The following is a 17,787-nucleotide window of genomic DNA, read 5'->3' on the forward strand; positions in this document are numbered from 1 at the left end:
TGTGATAACCGTAGTTATACCTTGTTTCAATGATGGGCATTACCTTAGTGATGCAGTAGAGAGTGTGCTACAATGTAGTAATGTTAAAATTGAAGTTATAATTGTCAATGATGGCTCGAATGATTCTTTTACTATAAGCGTTCTTAATAAATTCCATGAAGAGGGTATAATGGTTATAAATCAACCTAACCAAGGTTTGGGAAGTGCAAGAAACACTGGTATCAAAAAATCAACTTATGACATAATTTTGCCGCTTGACGCTGATAACAGGATAATTCCATCTTACATTACCAAAGGCTTGTATTTTCTAAAAGCCCAAAAATGTGACATAGTGTACGGTTCACCAGAGTTTTTTGGCGAAAACATTAGCTCCAGGAAATTCCAAACCAGAACCTTCGGCGGTAGTGATTTGCTTTATGGAAATTATATTGATGCTTGCGCTATATTTAAAAAGTCTGTGTGGGAAAAGGTTGGTGGATACGATGAAAAAATGCCATATCAAGGATATGAGGATTGGGACTTTTGGCTAAGATGTTTCTTTCACGACTATCGCTTTCAGTTTATTAACGAGCGATCGTTTTATTATCGAATCAGCAGTCATTCTATGATTGGAAAGTCGGGTGCTGAGGTGTTTGAAGAAACCCGGAATTATCTATTCCTGAAGTACAAAAATCAGATCATAAAGCGTTTTAACCAATCATACGTTTACGAATCCATGTACATAAACGATCATGCCAAGCCGTTAAGAAGTAGTCTTAAATATTTTGCCAAATTTTTAAAGAATTGGATAGGTTTCCGTTAGTATCAGTAGTCATACCAAATTATAATCACGCTAGATATTTAGATGAACGGATCAAAAGTGTCGTATATCAATCCTATCCAAATATAGAAGTAATAATTTTAGATGATTCTTCAACCGATAATAGTAGGGAAATCATCGAACACTTCAGAAATAATCCGAAAATAAAAAATGTGTTATTTAACTCTGAAAATAGTGGTAGTCCATTTAAACAATGGAATTTAGGAGTAAGCATTGCCAAGGGAGAGTATATTTGGATAGCTGAAAGTGACGACATTGCTGATGAAAACTTTATTGAATCGTGTATAGAAATTTTTGAAAGCGGAGATAATGATATTAAATTAGTTTACACCGACTCTTATGAAATTGATGTTGACAACAACAAACTTGGGCGGTGGAGCCGTTGGATGAGCTTCTTAAATACCAACTTATGGGTAAATGACTTTTGTGTTGGCGGGCAGCATTTAAATAAAGTGTACAATCACTTCATAAACGTTATACCAAATGCCAGTTGTGTAGTTTTTAGAAAGAGTGCCTACCCACCATCTACCTACCTAGCAGAAATTGAAAAGCTTAAATTTACAGGCGATTGGAGAATATGGTTTTACATATTTACTGATTCAAGAGTATCTTATATCAATAAGCCATTAAATTATTTTAGATATCACCTAAATACCACGCGCAGCAACCCCTCTAAGCGCTTAGAAAACGTTAAAGAGCAATATGAAACTATTTATAAGCTAAAACAGGCGATTGAGCCGTCTCCGGACATTTATTTATATGAGCAAAAGCTCCATGAATTATATGGAATGTGGAATCCCGCAATCAGGTATTTTTTCACTAAGCAAAATGTTGAAATATTATACTTGGCACTTATTGTTGATAAGAAGTTAATAAGACGGCTTTTTCAAACTTTTATCAATCGTTTTAAGAGCCTTTTGTGGTGCCAAAAATGTCTGTAGACAACCAATTTGCTCCGGCCATTTCTGTAATTATGCCAGTCTATAACAGTGAGGCGTATTTAAGGGAGGCCATTGAAAGTGTATTAAACCAATCTTTTACAGATTTTGAGTTTTTGATATTTAATGATGGCTCAACAGACAACTCTGCCGACATAATTTTATCTTATAATGATGAAAGGATTATATATTATGGATCTTCTGTTAATGTTGGCTACACACCCCTCTTAAATAAAGGTTTGAAGAAGGCAAGAGGCAGGTACATTGCACGTATGGATAGCGACGACATAGCCCTGCCGGATCGCTTTGAAAAACAATTTAATTTTTTAGAAAAAAACCGTGACATAGCTGTTTGCGGCGGATTTTTTGAATTTACGGGAACTGAGCTTTCAAATAAACCCTTCAATTGGGTTTCCGAAACTGATCCTGAATTCATAAAGATAAACTTGCTATTTGACTGTGCTATTTGCCACCCTACAGTAATGCTGAGAGCTGAAGAATTGGCAAAGTCCTCACTTTATTATAATGAAGCTTTGGAACCAAGTGAAGACTACGATTTTTGGATAAGGATATCTAACAGTAAACGTCTGGCAAATATTCCAGATGTCATTCTCAAATACCGCCTAAATAGCAATCAGGTATCTAATAAAAAAAATCATCAGCAACTAACTAATAAGGCAAACTTTATAACAAGTCAATTAAAAGCGCTAGGGATAAACCCAACAAAGTTGGAATTGAGACTTCACGACTATTTGTTTTTTTGTTCAGCAGTACCAGTCTATGACTATCTCCCCAAATTAGATACTTGGATAAAAAAATTAAAAGCTGCTAACAATTGCGCCAATGCTTACGACGAAGCAAAATTCAACACATATCTCGATGATCTTTACAAGCGCAACAAAATTGATTTAAGCAATAAGATCAAACAGTTAACTTTTAAAGAAAATTTAATTTTCCTTGTAAAATGCTTACTTAAATGGAGGTCTTTACGATAACAAAGAGTGTATAATTTATTTAAAACAATTTTTTATACGCTAAGACAAATCGTAAACCACGGTGCTCCCTCCTATATATTTTCTTTTGGAGATTCGCTTGGGGACAATTTACTTATGACCACCCTAACCGCGGCCATGCAACAAAACGGCTATCGGAACATTTGGATTAAAAGCAATAAAGATGAGCTTTTCCGCGGCAATAACGACATTACACTCGTTATCCCGTTTAATAAAACCCTTTCAACGAGTATCTTAAAAATCGTCGGGACTAAAATAGTCAATCTTCAGTATGGTGAATATGACTCTAAAACTGACCACAATGCTATACCTCCCGGCCATGTGGTACAAATTATGGCAAGAATAGCTGGGTTAAAAATTGATATAAGAAATAAACCGGTAATACAGCTGACGCCTCAAGAATTAAATCAAGGCCAGTACTTTAAAAATCAAATTGCTATAGTTAATTCAGGTGCCGGTGCAGCGGTACATTCTACAAATAAAGATTGGTTTCCTGAAAGATTTCAAAGCTTAGTAAGTCAACTCAAAAACAAGTATGACTTTGTTCAACTTGGTACGCTAAACGATCCGCCGCTTAGTAATGTCCTGGATCTTCGTGGTAAAACTACACTTCGTGAAAGCGCATCTATATTAAAGTCATCTATCCTTTTGATATCATATGCCGGCTTTTTAATGCACTTAGCACGGGCTGTGGATTGCCGTGCAGTAATTATATATGGCGGCCGGGAATCTCCGGAACAAACTGGTTATAAAAACTTTAGAAACATCTATAGTGACATCCCCTGTTCTCCGTGCTGGCTACTCAATACATGCAATTACAACAAGCTATGCATGGAAATAATTTCGGTTGATGATGTAAAGGAAGCTGTTGAAAAAGAAATTCAATTGATTAATGAGCCTTTGGAACCAGAGATACTAATCAATGGGGATTAATCTATCGGTAGTCATTCCTACTTACGCCCCACTGACATCACGGCTCCAGAAAACTTTAGATGCACTTAAAGATCAAACACTTGACAAAGCAAACTGGGAACTTATAGTTGTCGACAATAACACAACGCCGCCAATTGCAGTTGATTTGAGCTGGCATCAAAATGCATACCTTATTAAGGAAGCTAAACAAGGGCTCACATTTGCGCGGCTTGCTGGCTTTAGCAAAGCTGTAAGTGAAATTATTGTAATGGTCGATGACGATAATGTGTTACAACGCGATTATTTGGAAAAGGTTATCGAGATATTTGATCAACAACCTTCAGTGGGTGTTGTAGGCGGAAAATCTTTACCGATGTTTGAGGCCACTCCCCCAACCTGGCTTTGTGAGTTTGAAAGTAATCTTGCAATAAGAAACCTTGGTGATGAGATAATTATAAGCAAATGGGCAAGCACTTATCCGAAATCTGCGCCTATTGGTGCTGGTATGGCAATCCGTAAAGCAGCGCTTTCAAAGTATTTACAAATGATTGAAAACTCTGATCGGTCAACAATTACAGACAGAAGCGGAACTTCGTTGTCATCCGGGGGAGATAATGAAATTGTTATAAACGCGCTAATTGATGGCTGGCAATGTGCCTACTTTCCCAAATTGGTTTTACGACACATTATTCCTCAATCGCGTATGCAGCCAAATTATTTAGCCGAACTGCATAATCAAACAAACGCATCATGGGTAAAGCTACTGGCCAAGTACCACATTTGCCCTTGGCAAAAAATCAGTCCATTAACGCTTAATATTCGGAAGCTAAAAGCCTGGTTTACATATAAAGCATGGAGCACACCAGCGGCTTATGTGAAATGGAGAGGGGCTTGTGGCTTATTAGAAGGATTGGCTTCACTTTCGTAGCAAATTGAAAAAACTTTTTCAAGACATCATCAACAACTTATACCGGCATCCACTGTCGAAATACAAGGATAAAATGCGTTTTGGGGGACGGCAGGCATACCAGAAGATGCTAAATGGCCAGCAAGCAATGAAAGCGGCCTCAAAATCATTACCGCCAATAACCTCCTACACCAATGGCTTACCTATTTACTTTTTAACCGGGTCAAATTACATCCATCAAACCTTATTCTGTATTCAGTCACTTGCAAATTGTTGTGCAGATAAATTTAAATTCATCCTGGTTGATGACGGTACGTTAGATGCGCCTTTAATCTCGCGTATCAACCAACAATTGCCTTGCGCAAGCATTATTACTTCTACGCAAATACAGGCGAATTTGGAAAAGGTTATCCCAAAGATCAACTTCCCTGTGATACATAAAAAAAGGGAGGTTTACCCCCACTTAAAAAAGCTCACTGACATTCACAGCATCGCAGAAAACGAATGGAAACTTGTTTTAGATTCAGATATGCTATTTTGGCAACGTCCGGATGATTTGATAAGTTGGTTAAATGCCCCTGAAGTGCCAATCCACATGATAGATTGCGTGGAAAGTTACGGCTACCCTACAAACCTTATGCAAGAGCTATGTGGCGAAAAAGTACCGCAATTGCTAAACGTTGGTGCTATTGGTTTGAAAAGTGGATCGATCGAATGGCAGCAAGTCGAACAATGGATATTAGAACTTGAGGCTAAAGAAGGTGCGTCTTATTACCTCGAACAAGCGCTCACAGCAATGCTTATTGGAGCCAAACCCTCATGTGTTCTCAATGCAAATAAATATAAAGTCAACCCCGCAACTTTGATAGATGGGAGTACTTTGCATCACTACGTAGATCTATCCAAGTCTATCTATTTTTTAGAGGCTTGGAAAAAAATAGCAAATTGGGAGTAGGGAAACTGCTATATAAATATATTTTCGCACCTACGCTGGGGATAAGGTATCAGATCAGTCACTTTGGTATTGCAGGCTCAATAAGATATGCTATTGGCGAAAAGGCCCTTAAAAATGCTGTTACTCATTTACTTCCGATATCAACAGAAGCAAAAGTTGATCAGATTACTTTTTGCTTCCTTACAGGCAAAAACTATTGGCACCAAACTTTATTATGTGTTCAAAGCTTGCATAAACAGCTATCGGTAAAATTTAATGTTGCCGTTTACAGCGACGGCTCTTTAAGCGAAGCTCATGTGAATGTTATGAGAAGAGCAATTCCTGATGCCAGTTTTATATTGCAAACTGACGTTGATGAAAGACTTACTCACACATTGCCTTACGAGCAATACCCAACGCTAAACTACTTGCGAAACTGGCATCCATTTTTCAAACGGATGATAGACATTCACTGTGCGCCCGGCTGGAAAATTCATATGGATAGTGACATGATCTTCTTTCATAATCCGGTTGAACTCAGGGATGCATTTGAAAATAAAAAAGCCATCTACATGGCTGATTTGCTGACCGACTCATATTTTGTGGACGAGTTGCAAACATTGCTTTACAAATACAATATTCAATGTGCGCCCAATGTAAACGGTGGGATTATCGCTTATAACAGTGATTTGGTTGATTATGAAGATCTTGAACAGAAGGCCAAATTACTTATCGACGACTATAAAAATACAGGCCCTGCACGCATTGAACAAACCCTGATGAGTTATCTACTTTTCAAACAGGAAGCGACCGCTTTGGACCCAGATAGATATAAAGTGTTATTTGATTTAAAGCCGCATTTTCAAGAGTATCAAGTTTGCAGGCACTATATTTTCAAGGCTAAGTTGTCCTATTTTACACGGGAGTGGAAAAAAATTATCCGTTAGTTTCTGTATGCATGCCGGCATACAACGCCGGGAAATATATATTAGAAGCAGTAAACTCAGTTTTGCAACAGTCATACACGTGCTTGGAATTGGTAATTGTGAATGATGGGTCTACGGATGATACCGCTTATAAGCTCGAAAGCATTTCAGATTCACGTGTTAAAGTATTTCATCAGAAAAATGCTGGTCAATGCGCTGCTGCCAACAAAGCATATAGCCTTTCTAGCGGTTCACTAATAAAATTTTTCGATGCAGACGACGTCCTATCGCCTCACTTCATAGCATCACAGGTTGCAACACTAAATGGGCAATTTAACGCCATTGCATTTGGCTCCTGGGGAAGGTTCTACAACGATGACTTAAACACGTTTAAACTTGAAAAAAATTGGATTACAACCAATGATGTACCCTTTAACTGGCTCATTGCATCCATGAGTAAAAGCCAGGTAATGTTGCAGTGCGGCTTGTGGCTCATTCCCCGTCACATTCTTGACAACGCAGGATTGTGGAACGAAGAGTTGTCTCTGATAAACGATTTCGAATTTATGATACGCGTTTTGTTGTGTGCAGATGAACTGCGTTTTAGTGACAATGCAATACTGTACTATCGGAGTGGTATAAAAGGGTCATTGTCAAGCACTACATCGGCAAAGGCTGCCTTATCTGCTTATGACTCTGTAAATTTGGGAACGCAATATCTTCTTCAGCGTTGTAACACATCTTATGTAAGGCAAATAGTTGCCAACCATTTTAAAAGCTTAGTATACTCCTTTTATCCGATACATAAAGAATTAACTTCGTTGGCTGAAAAAAGAATAGCGGAATTGGGCGGCACTTCCTTGCCATATCCCGCGGGAGGATATACCAAAATACTAAGCACTTTATTAGGTTGGAAAACTGTAAAGCTCATAAAGCAAAAACTGAATATACTTTAATTGCCACGCTGCAGAGTCTACCTTTTCACATACAAACGCAATAACCTGCTGCCACGAGCCTTAAAAAGTCTGCTCGATCAAACCTTCACAGATTGGATTTGCGAAGTACATAACGATCACCCTGAAGATACATTTCCCGAACGCTACATAGCACAACTAAACGACAGTCGCTTAATTATTAAAAACCACTTACAAAATTTGGGCGGCATTAAGAGCTTTAACTTAGCCTTTAAAAATTGTGCTGAAGAATTTGCGAGTATTCTTGAAGATGATAATTGGTGGGAGCCTACATTTCTTGAAGAAATGCTGTCGATTTTAGTTGAAAATCCAGTCGCAAAGATTGCTTGGAGTAACATGCGTATCTGGAGAGAAGACGATGGGGACCGATGGACTGATTCCGGCGAAACGACCTGGCGTTTGTCTGCAAACAAACTTTTTAGCTGGCCCCAACCTAATCAGGTATTAGCTGCACTACACTCAAACGGGGCAATGGTTTATAGAACAATTAATTGTCAAAAATATGCTGTGCCTGATAACGCTTTGCTTAATGCCGTTGAGCTGATAAGGGAACGTAGTTTTGAACACCCTCTCCTATTTCATGCAAAGCCTCTAGCTAATTTTTCAATAACTAAAACTACCAATCGTACTAATATTCCTTATCATTGGATAGCCGTACAATGCTTAATGCTAGCGAGTTTTGTTAAGTCAGATAAATTACCCGGACGAGCCTTTAAAATTGCATTATCCAACCATCGCGATAAAAAGCCATCGCCCGTTACCGTCTTTTTTCTCGCCAATCTACTAATTCTTAAAAGCAGCTCCTTTTATAAATATTTTAATATAAATGACTGGTTTCAAATTACGAAATGGCTTATAAAGCATGCAAGCCATATACCTGATATGAAGAGGTATTTGCACTCACAAATGCCCACCTATAAATTTTTACTTAAGCACACCCGGGAACGCTTTTTAGAAATACAGCAACCACACAACTAATACAATTATCTTTTGAAGATCGCCCTTATAGTTAATCCGCTCATTCCCGTTCCGCCTGATAAGTACGGAGGCATAGAGCGTATTGTATATATGCTGATAAAAGAGTTGGTAAAAGCAGGACACGACGTTACACTATACGCTAATCCTCAATCAAAACCTGGCTGCAAACTGATTGGCTACACAGAAAGTGAGCGCTACGGCTTGGGTGATATGATAAAAATTAACAAGCTTACCATGAGCATTGCTTTTAAAGGATTTGATTTGGTGCATACGTTTGGGCGCATGAGCAACTTGGCATTATTAATGGCGCTTAAAATTCCAAAAATTGTTAGTTACCAATTACCTCCTACCATAAGTCAGGTTAAAAAAGCGGTTAAAATAGCGCCGTCTCAATCACTGCATTTCACAGCCTGTAGCAATTTTATAGCTAACCAAATTTCTGCTTACTGCAATGTCAGCACAATTTATAATGGCGTTAGTTTATCAGACTACAATTTCAACAAAACTGTAAAACCCGATGCTCCATTGGTTTTTTTGGGCCGGATTCAAAAAGAAAAAGGTACCGATGTAGCTATAAAAGTGGCACTAAAAACTGGTCGTAACCTTATAATTGCTGGCAACATTCCTAATGAGCCAAGCCATCGATTGTATTTTGAAAAGGAAGTTAAACCGCATATAGATGATGCCCGGATCGTTTACATAGGCCCTGTAGATGATAAACAAAAAAACGATTTGTTGCATGGCGCCGCTGCCATGTTAATGCCAGTTACCTGGGATGAGCCATTTGGTATAGTGATGACAGAAGCTCTTGCCTGCGGAACACCTGTTATAGGATTTAACAGGGGCGCTGTACCCGAAGTTGTTATTAACGGTTACAATGGTTTTGTATGCAACACAGTTGAAGAAATGATGAAAGCGGTCAATAACGTTTCGGATATTGATAGAGCTAATTGCCGCAAAACTGTTGAAGAAAAATTCAGCGCTGATGTCTTGGCATCACAATATCAAGACTTGTACAAAAAAGCTATAAGCACACTTTGAAAACGGTAACGTTTATCACTACAGGGCAACCCACAACTAATCCCCGACTTATAAAAGAAGCTGAACTTTTAGATAGTTTAGGTTACAAGGTAAACGTTATTTATGCCTTTTATCAGAACTGGGCAACTAAATTTGATAGCGAGATAACTGGTCGCTCTAGCGTTAAATATATACTCTGTGGTGGTGATCCGCTGAATATGAAGGCAATTTATTGGGTTAGTCGTGTACGCCAGAAACTAGCCCTCAAGTTGTATGGGATTTTTAGGCGAAGCTATATTGCAGAAAACGCCATAAGCCGTACACATGCCGAAGCATTGGCCTTAGCAAAAAAAATCAAATCTGACGTTTACATAGCACATAATTTGGGCGCACTGCCCGCAGCTGTTATAGCCGCAAAAGCAAACGGAGCAAAGGTTGGCTATGATGCCGAAGACATGCATTCGGCACAATTTAATAGCTTTGCCAATAAGGGTTATTTACTTAATAAATATATTGAAGAAAAGTATTTTCCGCTCGTTGATAGCTTTACGGCAGCAAGCCCGCTTATAGCAGCAAATTACCAGCAGGTTTATCCTTACCTAAGGCCTTTAATAGTAAATAATGTATTTCCAAGCAGAGAGGTTCCCACAAGGCAGCCAAAATCAAAAACATCCCCGCTCAAGCTGTTTTGGTTTTCACAAACCATCGGTGGCGATCGCGGATTGGAAGAAGTGATAGTTGCCATGGGTTTGATGAACAAGGATATCGAATTGCATCTATTAGGCAGTTGCACAAGCAATTATCGCGAAACGCTGTATAGCTTGGCTCAGGCAAACAACCTTGCCGCTGATCGCATACATATCCATGAACCGATGTCGCCGGGTAAGTTACTTGCGTTTACAGCACATTTCGATATTGGTTTAGCGACAGAGACAGGCATCACACTTAACAGGGACATATGCCTAACCAACAAAATATTTACCTACCTGCAGTGTGGCCTGCCAATAATAGCAAGTGACACGCAGGCGCAGCAACAATTTATAAATACATATCCAAAAAGCGGGATGTGTTACCCCAAAGGTAATGCCACGGCGCTGATGGCGGCTGTTGATACTTTTGAAAGTAACAGGGAGTTACTGGAGCAATGCAGCCATTATAATTACCAGCTTGGGCAAACTACCCTTAACTGGGATAATGAAAGCAGGGCCTTCTTAAGTGCATTTAATAGCCATCTAAAGTGAAAAAAGTACTTATCATTTCGCCATATTTTGCCCCTGTTAATGCTGCAGATATGCACCGGGTTCGTACAAGTTTGCCTTATTTTAAACAATTTGGCTGGGAAGCCGAAATTGTTGCCGTCCAGCCGCTATACACAGATATTGGTACCGACGATTTGCTTTGTACACTTGTTCCCAAAGAAGTAAAAATCCATTATGTCAGATCGTTGGACAAGCGTATTACTTCAAAAATTGGTTTAGGGGCTGTTGCTTTACGTGCATTGCCATTTTACAGGGCGTATGTTAATAAATTACTTTCTTGTAATAAGTTTGATCTCATTTATTTCTCTACAACGCAATTTCCCGTTTGTGTACTGGGCCCCTATTGGCTAAATAAATTTAAAGTGCCATACGTTATTGATATGCAAGATCCTTGGCATTCAAATTATTACCAAGGTAAACCCAGAAACGAGCAGCCTGCAAAATATTGGTTTTCATACCGCCTTAACAAGTTTTTGGAACCTGTTGCAATGAAAGCCGTTTCCGGATTAATAAGCGTATCGGAAGACTATACAGATCAGCTTAAAAATAGGTACCCTAACTTGCAAAATGTGCCCGCGGCCACTATAACCTTTGGTATGTATAAGGATGATGTTGGTGTAGCGCTTGAAAACAGCTTCCCGTCAATACTCGATAAAGGTAAAATCAACATAGTTTACGCAGGACGCGGTGGGGCTGATATGCATACTGCAATTACTCCGGTATTTAGTACGCTATCAAAATTACTGCAACTACAGCCCAATAAATTTAAAAACGTAAGGTTATACTTTATAGGTACCAGTTATGCCCCAGCAAATAAAGGCACGGCGAGTTTTAAGGCATTGGCCAGGCAGTACGGCATTGAGCAATATGTAATTGAACAAACCAACCGTTTGAGTTACTATCACACCTTAAACACCCTTTCAAATGCTGATGCATTATTTATTCCCGGATCGGACGATAGTAGGTACACGGCATCAAAAATATTTCCTTACCTTATGGTAGGTAAACCCATATTAGGTTTGTTCCATCCAAAGAGTTCGGCGCTTAAAATTTTGAAAGATGCAGGTATAAACACAGCTTATGATTTTGATACGATTAGTGAAGACAATATCACAGCTTTCATAAATGGAGCCCTAAATAAAACTAGCCAAACTATATACGTTAATGCCGATGTTCTTAAGGAGCATTCTGCAGAATATAAAACTGGCCTGCAGTGCCAGCTTTTTGAGCAAGCCATAAAATATGCCAATAATGATCTGCCCATTTTTTAAATGAAGAAACTGGCTATTATAACCACGCATCCTATACAATACTATGCGCCGGTTTTTAAGCTCTTACATAGTCGTGGTACTATTAACGTAAAAGTTTTCTACACAATCGGGCATGAAGGCACAACACTATACGATCCGGGGTTTGGCAAAAAGATAACCTGGGATATTCCTTTGTTAGATGGGTACCCATACATCTTTGTGAAAAATACATCTGGCAATCCGGGTTCGCATCACTATAACGGTATCGCCAACCCGTCATTAATGGCCGATATTGAAAGCTGGGGAGCGAATATCGTTTTGATATTTGGGTGGGCTTACAAAAGCCATCTAAAAGCAATGCGCTATTTTAAAGGACGCATACCGGTACTTTTCCGGGGCGACTCTACTTTGATAGACCAAGTGCGGCCGCTTAAAAAAATGCTCCGACAGTTGCTCCTAACCTGGGTTTACAGGCATATAGATTTTGCTCTTTATCCGGGCAAGAACACCTTGGCATACTTCAAAAAATACGGCGTTAAAAAATTGGTTTATGCACCACATGCCGTAGACAACGAACGCTTTAGCATAGCCCACACCAAAAAATCAGCACATCTGAGATTGAATTTGAACATCCCCGAAACGGCAACGCTTATACTTTACGCAGGCAAATTCGACTATAAAAAAGATCCACAATTGTTATTACAATCTTTTAAAGAAGCCTGCGTTCCTAATACCCACTTGCTATTTGTAGGTGACGGAATGCTCGAAATTGCTTTAAAAAATGAAGCCGCCAGTGCGGGCAACGTTCATTTTATGCCGTTCCAAAATCAAACGGAAATGCCTGCTGTTTACCAGGCTGCTGATTTATTTTGCCTGCCGTCACGAGGGCCAAATGAAACATGGGGGCTTGCTGTAAATGAGGCTATGGCATGCGGCAAAGCTATACTTGTGTCAAGTAAAGTCGGCTGCGCGCCAGATCTTGTAAAAGATGGCTTTAACGGTGCTACTTTCCAAGCGGGGGATAAAAATGATCTGATTAAAAAGCTTACCCTGCTTACTGCATCGAAGGATACACTTAAGCAATATGGGCGTAATTCGTTCAATCTCATCCAAAGATTTAATTTCACAAATATTGTTACGGCAATTGAAGAAACGGTATCTAACTTTGGCGTGTAGCCTTTCAGGTTTCGCCATTATTTATCAATGAACAAAGATTTAAAGATAGAGCGGCTTATAGTTTTATTTTTACCATGGATATTTTCACTGGCTTGCATTTCAGATGCCTTACTATCCTACTTTATTGCCTGGGCGGGCTCGTTTCTGATTTTTTTCCTAACGCTTACGGGCTGGGTTAAACCAATACCTAATGACAGGGAGGTTGCCGCGCAATTAATGAGGCCTATATTTATATTGCAGATTATTTTTGCGGGCTACATGTGCTGTACATCCATTTTTTACATGCTCAACACCTTGGGTTACGTAAATTTTGTTTCCACACCGTATTTTGTACCCGTTGCTACAGATAAAGTTGCCCTGGTAGCTCAATGCCAGCGTTACTATTGCCTGGGTCACGCGGCATTTGTTAGCGGCATACTTTGTTTCATGAAGTATCCAGGCAAAAAAAAATATTACACTGACACTCGCACAGTTGCCAATTTGCTTTTAAAAGTAGCTCTTATAAGTTTACCATTAGCAACGTTATTTACCAACATACCTGGGTTGTCGCAATTTTCCAACCAGTTTAATTCCTTAAGTTTTATTGCCGGCACGTTGGCACTGGCGTTTGCAATTCCGCTTAAAAAAGCCGCTAACACGGCCATATGCCTGGTACTTTTTGCCCTGAACTTTTACCAGGCGCTTACGTCGGGTTTTAAAGAACCTATTATAATCAGCATTATGGTGCTGGGTATATTTTTGTATCCCAACTATAAAAAACTGGTGCTGGTTGTTTTCGGTCCGGTACTGTTCTTTTGTTTTTTGGTGTTGCCGGCTTACGTAAACAGTTTTAGAGAGGCGGCATGGTCTGGAGATACAGACAGTGAAGAGGCAGCTCAACAGTCGATAGATGTAGTGCTGGACGGCCAAACAGATAACTGGGATTTCCTGGTTTACCGCCTTAGCGAGATAGATATGTTTATAACCTTCGTGCAATCAACGCCATCAAAGATTGATTACTATGGCTTTGATCTGTTGAAGCAATCACTTATAGCGATAATACCGAGAGTTTTTTGGCCATCCAAGCCCAGCACCGAAGCCCTTGTGATGGTGCGGGTGTACGATGCCGGCGTTATCAATCCTCACTCCAATGTATCTGCAAAGCCTGCCTATATTGTTGACGGATACTTATCAGGCGGCGTATTAGGAATCTTTGTCAGTTTATTTACATATGGCGCCGTCGCGCAACTTATATCTACAAAGGCGGAGTATTTGTTTGGTGGGTACATTTTAGGTACAGCACTTATATTTAGCGGATTATTTCAGATCTTTTGGCGCGGGCTGAGTTTCGAGTTTATCATCAACGTAGTATTTTGGAGCTACATCAGTATGCTGCTAATACACAAGGTATTTTTAAGATACAAGATATTAAAGAAGGTTTAAAAGTATTACACGTAACAGCAGCCTATAAACCGGCTGTAATTTATGGCGGGCCAACCATGTCGGTATCATCGCTTTGTGAAGAACTTGTAAAGTCCGGGCAAACCATTGAAGTTTTTACAACAACAGCCAATGGCCCTACCGAATTGGACGTAAAGGCCGGTTTGCGAACTAGCGTGGATGGCGTACCGGTAACATATTTTAAACGCCTCACTAAAGATCACACGCACTTTTCCCCTGCCCTACTTAAAGCGCTATGGAAACGCGCTGCCGAATTTGATGCCATTCATATCCACGCCTGGTGGAACCTGGTCTCGGTTCTTAGCTGCCTTGTAGCAGTTATAAAAAAGGTACCGGTTATTGTATCCCCGCGCGGTATGTTAAGCAGCTATACCTTTAGCAACAAAAACATGGGCGTCAAGAAATTAATTCATGAAATAGTTGGAAAAAAACTGCTGCAAAAGTCACATATTCATGCCACTTCCGCATACGAGGCTATAGCAATTGCCAAGCTGCTTACTCCTTTAAGTATAACAGACATACCCAATTTTGTTAAACTTGGCAGTGCAATATTTAAACCTAAAGCGCACTCCCAACGTACCGGTGTGCTTAAACTGCTATTCTTTTCCCGCATTGAAGAAAAAAAGGGATTGGATATTTTCATTGATGCATTGCCGTTAATCAATGCACCTATTAGCCTTACAATAGCTGGAAGCGGCAGTATTGAATACATTAATCAACTTAAAGGCAAAGTCAGCAGCCTTGGTTTGGACGATAGGATCAACTGGGTGGGCTTCCATGATATGGATAAATTTGACGTACTTGCTGCACATGATTTACTTGTGCTACCATCGTACGACGAAAACTTTGGCAATGTGGTTGTAGAAGCACTAAGTGTGGGTACAGCCGTATTAATAAGTGAGCACGTTGGTCTTGCGGGCTATGTTGCGCAAAATAAATTAGGTTGGGTTTGCGAGCAAAATACAAACGACCTCGCCAACACAATCAATGAGATTTACATCAACCAAGGCCACCAGCTTGCGCGCATAAGGCAGGAAGCATCAGACAGGGTAACTGCTGATTTTTCGGGAGCACAGCTTACCCAACGATACATTGATTTTTACCGGCAGATAATATCTAAATGAGCGATTATAACGATTACGGTTTTCAAACCGATGGCATCACACACAATTTTAAGTATATGTTTACGCCGCTGCTTAAAATGTTAAATGCCAAGCATAACACAAGCATATTGGACTTGGGCTGCGGTAACGGCTACTTAGTAAACAAACTTTTGCCTTTGGGTTATAATGCTTATGGAACGGATGCCTCGGCGCAAGGTATTGAGATAGCAAAGCGATATAATCCTGATCGCTTCTTTCTGCAGGATTTATCTAGGGGCAAATTACCCGCTGAACTACAAAGTATTAAGTTTGACACCATCATTTCCACCGAAGTAATTGAGCATTTGTATGACCCGGCGGCTTTTGTTGCCTTTTGTAAAGAAACGCTACAACCGGGTGGCGAAATCATATTATCAACGCCGTATCATGGCTATCTAAAAAACCTGGTGCTTAGCCTCTTCAATAAATGGGATACCCACGCCAACCCAAACTGGCTGGGTGGGCATATAAAACTTTGGTCGGTAAATACACTAACAACACTTTTGCAGCAGTACGGCTTTAGGGTTACTCAATTTGAGGGTTGCGGTCGCGTACCTTATCTATGGAAATCAATGATCATTAAAGCCAGGTTAAATTGAACCAGCACTTCTCATTCATTATATTAACCTACAACGAGGAAGTGCATTTGCCGCGCTTGCTGGCATCTTTGGATGGTTTAAACGCGGCTACCTATATCCTTGACTCGGGCAGTGATGATAATACATTGAGCATTGCCGCTGCAGCCGGGGCACATGTGGCCAGCAATGCTTTTATTAACCACCCCAAGCAATGGCATCATGCCTTAACTACCTTTAGCATTACCACCCCCTGGGTAATTTGCCTTGATGCCGACCAGGTAATCACACCCGAATTATACACCAAACTGTCAGCTTTTAAAAGCGAAGACTTTGCTGGTATAAACGGGATTTATTTTAACCGAAAAAATTTCTTTAAAGGCAGGTGGATAAAGCATGGCGGCTACTACCCTTTTTACTTGCTGAAGATGTTCAGGCATGAAGTTGGTTATTCAGATCTGAATGAAAATATGGACCATCGTTTTATTGTTCCGGGCAAAACTTTGATTTGGAAAGATGGCATCATACTGGAAGAAAATTTAAAGGAAAATAAGATCAGTTTTTGGATAGCTAAGCATAATATGTATAGTGATTTGGTAGCAGTTGAAGAGGTGGAACGCCTTGCAAAGACGCGCAATCAAACACTGCAAGCCCGTTTTTGGGGATCACCGGACGAACGCACAGCTTACCTTAAACAGCTGTGGTGGAAATTACCGCGCTATACGCGGCCAATGCTGTATTTTATTTACCGGATTATCTTTAAATTAGGTATTTTAGATGGGCGTACCGGTATCATATTCCATTTTATGCAGGGCTTTTGGTTTAGGCTTGTGGTGGATATTAAAATCGACGAACTTTTGAAGAAAGAAAAAAATGCCAGCCGAACGGGCCAATAAACCGCTGACTTTTGTAATCACATTTTTGTGCTTATTTGCGCTGCTGTACGGTTTTTATGTTGGCTACCTCAGCATTGTAACACCAGGGGGGCCGTACTTTAAGTTTTTAGATAAGCACCTTAATTTTATACAAGGCTTACGGCATGTGCTTTTGCAAAGCAGTTCGGGTATATTGCAGTTACTTGGCTACACTACAAAAACCACCGACATTGAAATGCTTGTTGTGGGCCACAATGTAATTCTTGTAGGTTATGATTGCCTTGGCTTTGGCGTGATGTGTTTTTTTATTGCCTTTGTATTAGCTTACCCGGCCACATTAAAAGGCAAACTTATATTTGGTATAGCTGGTTTACTGTGCATACAGGCCCTTAACCTTTGCCGTTTTATGTTGCTGGCACTTTATTGGCGGCATAGCAAAGTTTACATATCAGACCATCACACCATCTACAATATCGTTATGTACATCATTATTGCTATAAGCCTATATTTTTATATACGCAGGCAGGATAAACTTTTGGCGATGAGAACCTGATATTTTACCCGTATTTTTATAAGCGAAAAGCCATCTTTCACAAGATGGCTTTTTCAATTTAAGTGGCTCGCACTTATCACACAATACGTACAATT

Annotated in this window: 18 protein-coding genes; all 18 read left to right on the forward strand. The window is 39.8% G+C overall.

Annotation, left to right across the window (positions count from 1 at the left end; genetic code table 11):
* Position 1 precedes the first annotated feature (1 nt).
* The 18 genes from FPZ43_RS17100 (at position 2) to xrtY (ending at position 17,692) form a co-directional block, all read left to right on the forward strand.
* A complete protein-coding gene (locus tag FPZ43_RS17100) occupies positions 2-802 on the forward strand; it encodes a glycosyltransferase family 2 protein (protein ID WP_186461877.1) in 801 nt (266 codons plus the stop codon).
* Entirely contained in the window at positions 784-1,761 is a 978-nt protein-coding gene (locus FPZ43_RS17105; RefSeq protein ID WP_186461878.1) for a glycosyltransferase family 2 protein, read from the forward strand. The genes FPZ43_RS17100 and FPZ43_RS17105 overlap by 19 nt, the downstream gene beginning before the upstream one ends.
* Positions 1,752-2,753 carry a glycosyltransferase family 2 protein gene (locus FPZ43_RS17110; RefSeq protein ID WP_146383159.1) on the forward strand — a complete coding sequence of 334 codons (1,002 nt, stop codon included), beginning with the start codon at positions 1,752-1,754 and terminating at the stop codon, positions 2,751-2,753. Before FPZ43_RS17105 ends, FPZ43_RS17110 begins: the two co-directional genes overlap by 10 nt.
* A 114-nt stretch (positions 2,754-2,867) precedes the next feature.
* Positions 2,868-3,704: a glycosyltransferase family 9 protein gene (locus FPZ43_RS17115; protein ID WP_146383160.1), complete on the forward strand. Its 837-nt coding sequence runs from the start codon at positions 2,868-2,870 to the stop codon at positions 3,702-3,704.
* On the forward strand, positions 3,694-4,611 hold the full coding sequence (locus tag FPZ43_RS17120) for a glycosyltransferase (RefSeq protein WP_146383161.1): 918 nt from the start codon (positions 3,694-3,696) through the stop codon (positions 4,609-4,611). The genes FPZ43_RS17115 and FPZ43_RS17120 overlap by 11 nt, the downstream gene beginning before the upstream one ends.
* A gap of 4 nt (positions 4,612-4,615) precedes the next feature.
* Complete coding sequence (locus tag FPZ43_RS17125) at positions 4,616-5,545, forward strand: glycosyl transferase (RefSeq protein ID WP_146383162.1); 930 nt, start codon at positions 4,616-4,618, stop codon at positions 5,543-5,545.
* Positions 5,518-6,471, forward strand: coding sequence for a hypothetical protein (locus FPZ43_RS17130; protein WP_146383163.1), 954 nt, complete (start codon positions 5,518-5,520; stop codon positions 6,469-6,471). The genes FPZ43_RS17125 and FPZ43_RS17130 overlap by 28 nt, the downstream gene beginning before the upstream one ends.
* Positions 6,472-6,482: 11 nt before the next feature.
* The gene (locus FPZ43_RS17135; protein ID WP_146383164.1) at positions 6,483-7,406 is read left to right on the forward strand and encodes a glycosyltransferase family 2 protein; all 924 of its coding nucleotides are present in this window, start codon (positions 6,483-6,485) and stop codon (positions 7,404-7,406) included.
* The gene (locus tag FPZ43_RS17140) at positions 7,407-8,402 is read left to right on the forward strand and encodes a glycosyltransferase family 2 protein (protein WP_146383165.1); all 996 of its coding nucleotides are present in this window, start codon (positions 7,407-7,409) and stop codon (positions 8,400-8,402) included.
* A gap of 12 nt (positions 8,403-8,414) precedes the next feature.
* The gene (locus FPZ43_RS17145) at positions 8,415-9,443 is read left to right on the forward strand and encodes a glycosyltransferase family 4 protein (RefSeq protein WP_146383166.1); all 1,029 of its coding nucleotides are present in this window, start codon (positions 8,415-8,417) and stop codon (positions 9,441-9,443) included.
* Complete coding sequence (locus FPZ43_RS17150) at positions 9,440-10,663, forward strand: glycosyltransferase family protein (protein WP_146383167.1); 1,224 nt, start codon at positions 9,440-9,442, stop codon at positions 10,661-10,663. The genes FPZ43_RS17145 and FPZ43_RS17150 overlap by 4 nt, the downstream gene beginning before the upstream one ends.
* Positions 10,660-11,952 (forward strand): glycosyltransferase family protein, encoded by a 1,293-nt coding sequence (locus FPZ43_RS17155; protein ID WP_261381123.1) that lies wholly within the window; start codon positions 10,660-10,662, stop codon positions 11,950-11,952. The genes FPZ43_RS17150 and FPZ43_RS17155 overlap by 4 nt, the downstream gene beginning before the upstream one ends.
* The gene (locus tag FPZ43_RS17160; RefSeq protein ID WP_146383168.1) at positions 11,953-13,107 is read left to right on the forward strand and encodes a glycosyltransferase family 4 protein; all 1,155 of its coding nucleotides are present in this window, start codon (positions 11,953-11,955) and stop codon (positions 13,105-13,107) included.
* A gap of 27 nt (positions 13,108-13,134) precedes the next feature.
* Entirely contained in the window at positions 13,135-14,529 is a 1,395-nt protein-coding gene (locus tag FPZ43_RS17165; RefSeq protein WP_146383169.1) for an exosortase Y-associated Wzy-like protein, read from the forward strand.
* Positions 14,460-15,671 (forward strand): XrtY-associated glycosyltransferase XYAG1, encoded by a 1,212-nt coding sequence (locus tag FPZ43_RS17170; protein ID WP_146383170.1) that lies wholly within the window; start codon positions 14,460-14,462, stop codon positions 15,669-15,671. Before FPZ43_RS17165 ends, FPZ43_RS17170 begins: the two co-directional genes overlap by 70 nt.
* Positions 15,668-16,288, forward strand: a complete 621-nt coding sequence (locus FPZ43_RS17175; RefSeq protein ID WP_146383171.1) for a class I SAM-dependent methyltransferase — start codon at positions 15,668-15,670, stop codon at positions 16,286-16,288. The genes FPZ43_RS17170 and FPZ43_RS17175 overlap by 4 nt, the downstream gene beginning before the upstream one ends.
* Positions 16,285-17,160, forward strand: a complete 876-nt coding sequence (locus FPZ43_RS17180) for a glycosyltransferase family 2 protein (RefSeq protein ID WP_146383172.1) — start codon at positions 16,285-16,287, stop codon at positions 17,158-17,160. Before FPZ43_RS17175 ends, FPZ43_RS17180 begins: the two co-directional genes overlap by 4 nt.
* Positions 17,138-17,692: an exosortase Y gene (gene xrtY / locus FPZ43_RS17185; protein ID WP_146383173.1), complete on the forward strand. Its 555-nt coding sequence runs from the start codon at positions 17,138-17,140 to the stop codon at positions 17,690-17,692. Before FPZ43_RS17180 ends, xrtY begins: the two co-directional genes overlap by 23 nt.
* Positions 17,693-17,787: the final 95 nt, after the last annotated feature.

The sequence above is a fragment of the Mucilaginibacter pallidiroseus genome (genome assembly GCF_007846085.1).
Classification (GTDB): domain Bacteria; phylum Bacteroidota; class Bacteroidia; order Sphingobacteriales; family Sphingobacteriaceae; genus Mucilaginibacter; species Mucilaginibacter pallidiroseus.